9 protein-coding genes and 1 pseudogene are annotated in these 8,024 nt (G+C 57.0%); all 10 read left to right on the forward strand.

Annotated features, from left to right (window positions below; translation table 11 throughout):
* Window positions 1–281: 281 nt before the first annotated feature.
* Window positions 282–1,133: a tyrosine-type recombinase/integrase gene (locus ACYCUK_RS21815; protein ID WP_461596725.1), complete on the forward strand. Its 852-nt coding sequence runs from the start codon at window positions 282–284 to the stop codon at window positions 1,131–1,133.
* Between the two features lie 9 nt (window positions 1,134–1,142).
* On the forward strand, window positions 1,143–2,345 hold the full coding sequence (locus tag ACYCUK_RS21820; protein ID WP_461596726.1) for an IS91 family transposase: 1,203 nt from the start codon (window positions 1,143–1,145) through the stop codon (window positions 2,343–2,345).
* A gap of 359 nt (window positions 2,346–2,704) precedes the next feature.
* Window positions 2,705–3,448 (forward strand): CPBP family intramembrane glutamic endopeptidase, encoded by a 744-nt coding sequence (locus ACYCUK_RS21825; protein WP_461596727.1) that lies wholly within the window; start codon window positions 2,705–2,707, stop codon window positions 3,446–3,448.
* A 23-nt stretch (window positions 3,449–3,471) separates the two neighbouring features.
* Entirely contained in the window at window positions 3,472–4,341 is an 870-nt protein-coding gene (locus tag ACYCUK_RS21830) for an alpha/beta fold hydrolase (RefSeq protein WP_461596728.1), read from the forward strand.
* 29 nt (window positions 4,342–4,370) lie between these two features.
* A pseudogene (locus tag ACYCUK_RS21835) lies at window positions 4,371–4,998 on the forward strand (DUF5343 domain-containing protein).
* Complete coding sequence (locus ACYCUK_RS21840; protein ID WP_461596729.1) at window positions 4,991–5,575, forward strand: Swt1 family HEPN domain-containing protein; 585 nt, start codon at window positions 4,991–4,993, stop codon at window positions 5,573–5,575. Before ACYCUK_RS21835 ends, ACYCUK_RS21840 begins: the two are co-directional and overlap by 8 nt.
* A gap of 79 nt (window positions 5,576–5,654) precedes the next feature.
* The gene (locus ACYCUK_RS21845) at window positions 5,655–6,578 is read left to right on the forward strand and encodes an AbiTii domain-containing protein (RefSeq protein WP_461596730.1); all 924 of its coding nucleotides are present in this window, start codon (window positions 5,655–5,657) and stop codon (window positions 6,576–6,578) included.
* A gap of 167 nt (window positions 6,579–6,745) precedes the next feature.
* A complete protein-coding gene (locus ACYCUK_RS21850; protein ID WP_461596731.1) occupies window positions 6,746–7,042 on the forward strand; it encodes a type II toxin-antitoxin system RelE/ParE family toxin in 297 nt (98 codons plus the stop codon).
* 5 nt (window positions 7,043–7,047) lie between these two features.
* Window positions 7,048–7,347 (forward strand): addiction module antidote protein, encoded by a 300-nt coding sequence (locus tag ACYCUK_RS21855; protein ID WP_461274567.1) that lies wholly within the window; start codon window positions 7,048–7,050, stop codon window positions 7,345–7,347.
* Between the two features lie 155 nt (window positions 7,348–7,502).
* On the forward strand, window positions 7,503–7,985 hold the full coding sequence (locus ACYCUK_RS21860; RefSeq protein WP_461596732.1) for a transposase: 483 nt from the start codon (window positions 7,503–7,505) through the stop codon (window positions 7,983–7,985).
* Window positions 7,986–8,024: the final 39 nt, after the last annotated feature.

An 8,024-nucleotide genomic window follows, 5' to 3' on the forward strand; every position in this document is an offset into this window, starting at 1 on the left:
CTGCTTGGAAGGCCAGTTGTCAAGCGGGTAGCAGCCTTGCAGCGCCCTGCACGCAACCATTGGCCGTTGTGCTTATCCCGTCGTCTATCCTGTGCTGCCGGTTTTATCCGACGGTCTACATTACGTTGAACTAAACCGCTGACGCGGTGGTCGCCCTGGTTGCCACCGCGTTTCTCATTCTGGGGTCTGCGCACCCCTGATCGTGCATCGCAAGAGCAAGCCATGCAATCCGATGCCATCCTCGTTCTGGGAATGTTCCCAGCCACGACGAGGAGAACGACATGTCTGAATTGCGCCAACGGATGGAGGATGCGATGGTGTTGCGCGGGTTTGCCGTGCGCACGCGCGAAGCCTATCTGGCCTGCGTGACGGCCTTGGCCAGGCATTACCGGCGCCCGCCCGACCAGCTCAGCACCGACCAGCTTCAGGCCTACTTGCTGCACCTCATCACCGAGAAGAAGCTGGCCTACGCCAGCGCCAATCAAGCCGCCTGCGCCTTTCGCTTTCTGTTTGAGCGCGTGCTCAAACGCCCGAATGCGCGCTTCGACATCCCCATGGCCAAGGTGCCCAAGCGTCTGCCGCAAATCCTCTCGCGCGAGGAGGTCGCGCGTCTGATTGGCGCCGCCAGCACGCTACGCGGACGCACGCTCTTGATGACGACCTACGCCGCCGGCCTGCGCGTGTCCGAAGTCTGCGCCCTGCAAGTGAGCGACATCGAGAGCGCCCCGGATCGCATGTGCCTCAAGGTACGTCGAGGCAAAGGCAATCAGGATCGTTACACCCTGCTGTCGCCGCGCCTGCTCGATCGCTTGCGGGCTTACTGGCGAGTGGGGCGTCCGGGATGCTGGCTGTTTCCCAACCCCGCCGGGTCGGCGCCGATCGATGCCAAGACCGCACAACGCATGTATTGCGCCGCGCGGGATGCCGCCGGCATCCGCCCGGAGGGCGGCATCCACACCCTGAGGCACTGCTTCGCTACCCACTTGCTCGAAGCCGGGGTGGATTTGCCCACGCTCCAGCAACTCCTCGGCCACGGCCACATTTCGACGACGATGCGCTATCTGCATCTGTCGCACCGTCATGTGACCGGCGCTGCGGCGGCGCTGGAATTGCTCGACCCGCCACGCCACTGAGCGACCGGCATGACCCCGGCAGCCCACCGCGTGGGCCTGGCCGACATCCTGCGTCGCTTTGCTCCTGCCTATCTCGCGACGCATGATCTGTCGGTTGCCCGTGCGCGCGTCTGGCGCGCCATCATCTCCTGCCGCACCGCCGCGCTCGGCGGCCATGTTGAGGTCTGCGATGCCTGCGGCGTCTCTCGTCACGTCTATCACTCGTGCCGCAACCGGCATTGCCCGTTGTGTCAGACCCATGCCAAGGAGGCCTGGCTCGTCCAGCGCCGCCGCGAATTGTTGCCGACGCCGTATTTCCACCTGGTGTTCACTCTGCCGCACGATCTGAACGGCCTCGTCGGCCAGCGCCCCCGAGCCCTCTACGAGATGCTGTTCGCAGCAGCCTCGGGCACGCTGACCGAGTTCGCGGCCCATCCGCGCTGGCTGGGTGGAGCACCGGCCTTCACCCTGGTGCTGCATACCTGGAAGCAGGATCTGGGGCGGCATGTGCACGCGCATGCACTGGTGGCAGGCGGGGCGCTGACGGCCGCCGGTGAATGGGTGGCGGCGAAGCGCGGCTTTCTGTTTCCGGTGCAGGCGCTGTCGAAGGTGTTCCGGGGCAAGTTCGTGGCCGCGTTGACAGCGGAGCGCGCGAACGGGAGGGCCGATGGCGTGGCAGCGCTTGACGACAGGGCGTGGCGCGCACTTCTGGCGCGTCTTTATGCCCACGCGTGGGTGGTCTATGCCAAACAGCCGCTGGGCGGCCCGGCGCAGGTGCTGGAGTACCTCGCGCGCTACACGCACCGGGTGGCAATCTCGAACGAGCGCATCGTCGGCATGGATCAGGGTGGGTTGGCCGACGGCGAGGTGGCGTTTCGGGTGCGCAGGGATGCGACCAGCGGCAAGAAACGCACGCTGCGCTTGCCGGGGACCGAATTCATCGACCGCTTTCTCCAGCATGTGCTGCCGACCGGGTTCAAGCGCATCCGCCATTACGGTCTGCTGGCACCCGCGCACAAGACCAGTCGATTGGCGCTGGCGCGCACAGCACTCGATGCACCGACACCCGATCCGGTGGTGATCGAGTCGGTGCAAGCGTTCATGCGGCGGGTGGCGCGCATCGAACTACACGCCTGTCGGCATTGCGGCGTGGGACAGTTCGTGGTGACCCGCGCGTTGATGCCGCTGCACGCGCACGGCGCATCGTCGCGGGGGCCGCCTTGCGCCCACTGAGCCCATTGCATCGACGTTGGCGTCATGGCCATGCTTCCGACAGGCGGCAGGGGAGCGTTCGCGTCCGTCACGACGACGGCAGATTTCCCGTGCAGAACACCAGGCGAAAGTGCATCGCCGATGCCGTGCATGATGCCGTCTGGCACCATTCAATCTCGATTGCGGTCAGTTTCTTCAGCGCCATCCGCGACACTCACCGCTTGACCACCGCCTCGCCAGACTTACTATCCCCATAGCCGCCGCCATCACGCCGGTTCAGTCCAACGAGGTTTATCCGCCGCAATGACCGCCTGCGCTCTCCTCGCTCGTCTTCAGCGGCGGATAAACGCTATTCGTTAGCCGCTTGGGAGAATAGAAAGATGGAAGTCATGCTTGCGCTTGTTATTGTCGCTGTGGCTACGGCGGTTATCCTCAACCTCGGTCGCGTCGCGAACAAGTCGCCATACTCCGTCAGTGGCCTGGAATACATCAACACCCAATCTAAATATCAAGCGCTACTATTGTGTGTGGCAGGAGTGGTTTTGTTCTGCCTCTATTTCGTGAATGCTGCAAATTTTTGGTTGTACTTTGCACTAGGCAATATTGCTGCACCTGCCAAGGGTGTGGCATGGCTGCTCATCTCGGACAATCAGTCATGGGCAAGCGTAGGAGTTACCCTCTCGTTTTTTATCACTCTCGTCACATCGACCTTCGTCTATTTGCAGTTCCGTAAATCCGGCAAAGGACTAAAACAAGTCCTTCCCTATCTGCCGTGGGTGCTACTGTTTTCCCTCACAAACTCATTCTCGGAAGAGGTGGTTTACCGTCTCGGAATTATTGTTCCGCTCGTTGGCTCTGTTGATACCAACTACATTCTTCTCATTTCTGCCGCTGCATTTGGTGCGCCGCATCTTCGCGGCATGCCTAACGGTATAGTGGGTGTGCTAATGGCAGGTTTTCTTGGATGGTTGCTGGCAAAGTCACTGATAGAAACAAATGGAATCTTTTGGGCTTGGCTCATCCATTTCTTGCAGGACATTCCTATTTTTTCTGCTTTCGTCATAGCAGCGGCTAACACTGCATTCGAGAGGGACTGCGCAAAAGCGCGCAGCCCCTCAATTTGAACGTTAGCCATTTCTTATTGCTCATGAACACAAAAGCTCTCGAAGGAATTCACAAACTCAAAGATGGTCGCATCATTTCATTTGGCGACTACGGCAAGAAAGACTCAGTTACGTTGTTTCAGTTTCATGGCACTCCTGGGGCTCGCATTGCTGGCTTGAATCAAAATGAGGTTGAGGAGTCAAAATTTCGGGTCTTGACGCCGGAACGCCCAGGATATGGTTACTCAACGCCACACCCTGGGGCGACCTTCGAGAATTGGGCTGCTGATATCCAAGACTTGGCTGACCACCTTGGAATCCGGCAATTCCACATTCTTGGAGTTTCAGGCGGGGGACCTTTTGCGTTGGCTTGCGCTGCTTATATACCCGAGCGAGTCTTATCAGTAACACTTATTTCAACCGCTACACCGGCAGAGAGTGAAGCATTTTGGCAGGGAATGGGTTGGGTCAATAAAATTATTTTCATTGTTGCCATTAAAATGCCGATTGTTCTTACTGGAATTTGCTTCGTGTATGGGCATTTGGTTCAATGGAAAGCAGCGAGAAGCGGCTTAGAATCAGGCTATGTTAGCGAGCCATTTCGTCAAGGTTGTGTTGGCCTTGAGACTGATCTCCACTTGGTTGCTAACCCTTGGGGTATTCCACTGCAAACAATAAGGGTACCGGTGTATCTTTGGCATGGCGAAAACGATGTGCATTCCCCTGTGGCAGGCGCCAAAGCGCTAGCCGCTGCAATCCCAACATGCGAGGCTCACTTTTTTCCTGAGAAAGACCACTTTTTGCACAGCGATGCTCAGATCAATCAAAGAATTGAAAACCGCATTCGATCAATTACAATGGCTAACACTGCATTCGAGAGGGACGCGCCAAAAGCGGCGCGTCCCTCAATTTGAACGTTAGAAGTCACTACGGAGAATCTCGCATGCCTTTGCCGAGCGTCTACACCCAAGTCTATGGCCAGATACCAGAGTTTTTGGCCAAGCTGCAAGAAGGCCAAGCCCCTACTAGCTTCACGCAGCAGCACTTGAAGGACATTGGCTTCCCGTCATCAAACCATCGAGCCTTCATTCCGATGCTAAAGGCCCTTGGGTTTATTTCCGCTAGTGGCACACCGACAGCTAGATATCACGCATATCGTGACAAATCACAAGCGCCAGGTCTTAGGTGAAGCGATAAAAGAAGCTTACGCAGATCTCTTCGTAATTAAGTCGCACCCAAGCGACAAAGATAAGAACCTGATCGAAGGTAAATTCAAGAGCGTCCATAACGCTACTGATAGGCCAGCGGAGCTAATGGCCAGAACATTCTTTTCTCTTCTCAAACTCGCTGACCTTGACCACGTTCCAACACCGCAAGCAAAGCCAATTGAATCTCCGCCAGCTTTGCCACCTGAGAACGCCAGAATTCAGGCGCCTTTAAGCAGCGTTAAACCCGCGTCTGTACCAACGCCCGGCCTTCACTACAACATTCAAATACACCTGCCTGCCACGAAGGATGTTGAGGTATACAACTCGATCTTTAAGTCACTCAAGGAGCACTTGATTGGCTAACACTCAGAAAGATTTACGCGACTTCCTCTTCCGAGGCCTCATGTTTGAGTCAGAGGCGGCAATCTTCCAAGGTGCCGGCATTCAAATTGGCGCCAACAACGCTCAGTCAGAGGAGCGTTTGCTCGCGGAAGTTTTGGCTCCTTTTGGGGTGGCACGACGGAACGAGGCCTTAGAGATGGCCCGCCTCTATGCTCTTCTCTACTGCTTCGAGAACGAAGTTCGCACTCTTATCCGTGAAACTCTAGAAGAAAAAGAGGGTGCGGACTGGTGGGACAAGCTCCCGGCAAAGGTGCGGTCACATGCTGAGGCACGGCAAACAGCTGCTATGAAAGATTCCTGGCTGGAGGGTCAGAAGCGTGACTTACTCGGCTTTGTCGATTTCGGGATGCTCGCGTCCATCATTACAGAGAAGTGGGAGTGCTTCTCTATCATTCCTTCGCAGCATTGGCTTAGACAACGTATGGACGAGCTTGAAAAAGCACGAAATTTCATTGCACATAATCGAATGCTGCTGCCAAGCGAGTTCCAGAGGATTTACATGTACATAGCAGATTGGAACCGAGTCATCGGGCTGTGACTTCTAACAATTCATTCAAGCCGAAGCCGCTTCGCGGCTCGGCTTAATTCAGGCGTTGGGCGTCATTAAGGGAGCGTATGTGAGCCTACTACACGAAATCCAATCCGCAGTGCTCCAGGAAGGATCCGACCTTGGTCCGATCCTTCTTAAGCTTCGGCTCTTGGCTGCTCGAATCGGAAGCCAGCCGCTCGCAGAGTGGGTACGACATGAGTCGGAGGGCTACCCGCGCGATGCGGAGTTGCCGGACTATCGATTCATCCCAGTCAGCTATACAGCCAGCTTCTCCGGACCGTTTGGGTCGGGGATCAATAACGCTCCTATTTCGCCCTACTTGGTTAGGAAGTTCGCCGGGGAGCATTGGGTGCGGCATGAAATGCGAGAGAGCATCGCCGCCGTGGACGATTTACTGGCCACAGCCGAAAAAGGCGGTCATCTAGGAATCAATGCCGCCGACCTCATTCTTCTACTTCAGGGAAAGGTCTATTCGGACTATGCTTGCAACTCGGTTACTGGGAGTATCGCACGCTCATCGCTTGCGTCTATTCGCCATGCCGTACGCACTCGCGTACTCGAACTCACCCTTGAACTCGAGAAGTCTGTTCCGGACGCCACAGCGATCACAATTGGCCCTGCTGTTTTGCCATCGGCACCTAGTTCGGCTGCGGCCACGCAGATTGCACAGCAGATCATCTACGGGAACTTCACGTCAATTGCAGCCACTGGTGATGGAGCTACGATTCAAGTAGCAGTAGCGCCGCATGACGCAAATAGCTTGGTGCAGTTTCTAGCCGGCTCGGGCATGGCGGAAGAGGATGCCCAAGAGCTAGCGCGTCTCGCGGCATCAGAGAAGCCGGAAAGCAGTGCCGAACCGATGGGTCCTCTCGTGCGTAGTTGGTTTGTTGAAAACCTTAAGAAGGCTGCGTCTGGCACCTGGAAGATGGGTGTTGCAGTCGCCACGGACGTCGTTAAAGAGGCACTACTCAAGTACTACGGCCTCAAGTAGCAGGGCCTCTTCCACATTGTATGAACGCCCCACTTACTAAACGCCCAACCCATCATTCCACCGGACCTGCGCCAAAAGCCGCGCAGGCCGGTGAATTCAAACGTTGGGCACCTCAGGATGGCGCGCATGGCATTGACAATATGTAGCCGCACGGCTACAGTGACTTCATGATCGAAATTCGCAAGACAGACCTTTTCGCTCAATGGCTCGACGACTTGCGCGACCTCCAGGCGAGAGCGCGCATCCAAGCAAGGATCGAACGGCTCGCCGCTGGAAATCCTGGAGATGCCGAACCGGTTGGCGAAGGTGTCTCAGAGTTGCGAATCAACTACGGCCCCGGTTACCGGGTGTATTTCAAGAAGCGAGGGCGAGAGCTGATTATTCTGCTGGCTGGTGGGGACAAGAGTACCCAAGCCAAGGACATCAAGGCCGCCTTGCGCCTCGCACGTAATCTTTCGGAGTAGCCGCCATGACTAAGACCGTTACCACTCGCTATGACGTCGCCGAACACCTCAGAAGCCCCGAGGAAATGGCTGCTTATCTTGAAGCCTGCCTTGAGGAAGCCGACGGGGATGCCGTATTCATTGCTAAAGCGCTCGGCGATATTGCCCGCGCCAAGGGCATGGCTCAGGTAGCGCGAGATGCCGGACTGTCCCGAGAAAGCCTTTACAAGGCGCTTTCCGGCGAGCGTAGCCCTAGCTTCGACACCATCCTCAAGGTCATCGGGGCACTTGGGTTGAAGTTGCATGCCGAGGCCAGTCACGGCTGACAAGGTGCCCAACCCGGTAGTCAACCGGACCTGCGCAAAAAGCCGCGCAGGCTGGTGAATTCAAATGTTGAGGCTGTGCAAAAACCCCCATTGATCCGGAACGAACAGGCAATAGAAGAGTCGATGTCGAAACGCTCAAAGCAGGAGAGCAAGACATGGCCCGATACAAGCCGATTGACCGCAACCCCCGGCTCTTGCCAGTGGTGCTGAGCGAGCAGATCCCTCCCGGCAGCTTTGAACTCGCACTCGATCACCTGGTCGATCATGAACTTGATTGCAGTGTTCTGGACACCCGCTTTCGCAACGACGAGACCGGCGCCAGCGCTTACGACCCCCGAGTGATGCTCAAGATCGTGCTGCTGGCCTACAGCGGCGGCCTGATCAGCAGCCGGCGCATCGAAGCGGCCTGCCTGCACCACGTGCAATGCATCGCCATCAGCGGCGACAGCCAACCGAGCTACACCCACATCGCCAAGTTCGTGCGCGAGCTCGGCGATGAGATCCACAGCCTGTTCACCCAGGTGCTGCTGACCTGCGACCGCCTGGGCCTCCCAAGTTCGACGTCCCCGAGCGACGATTTCGGTCAGAAGTCCTGTCATGACAAGACCTTAGGTTCGTTTTCGTCCTGGGCGCTGTAGTGACACGTCATTTCTTGAAGCATGCGTAGTAGAGGCCTT

Source organism: Thiomonas sp. (genome assembly GCF_054608695.1).

Excerpts from the sequence above, each read along its gene's own strand:
- ACYCUK_RS21815 (WP_461596725.1), top strand. The coding sequence starts at position 282 with ATGTCTGAATTGCGCCAACGGATGGAGGATGCGATGGTGTTGCGCGGG.
- ACYCUK_RS21820 (WP_461596726.1), top strand. The coding sequence starts at position 1,143 with ATGACCCCGGCAGCCCACCGCGTGGGCCTGGCCGACATCCTGCGTCGC.
- ACYCUK_RS21825 (WP_461596727.1), top strand. The coding sequence starts at position 2,705 with ATGGAAGTCATGCTTGCGCTTGTTATTGTCGCTGTGGCTACGGCGGTT.
- ACYCUK_RS21830 (WP_461596728.1), top strand. The coding sequence starts at position 3,472 with ATGAACACAAAAGCTCTCGAAGGAATTCACAAACTCAAAGATGGTCGC.
- ACYCUK_RS21850 (WP_461596731.1), top strand. The coding sequence starts at position 6,746 with ATGATCGAAATTCGCAAGACAGACCTTTTCGCTCAATGGCTCGACGAC.
- ACYCUK_RS21855 (WP_461274567.1), top strand. The coding sequence starts at position 7,048 with ATGACTAAGACCGTTACCACTCGCTATGACGTCGCCGAACACCTCAGA.
- ACYCUK_RS21860 (WP_461596732.1), top strand. The coding sequence starts at position 7,503 with ATGGCCCGATACAAGCCGATTGACCGCAACCCCCGGCTCTTGCCAGTG.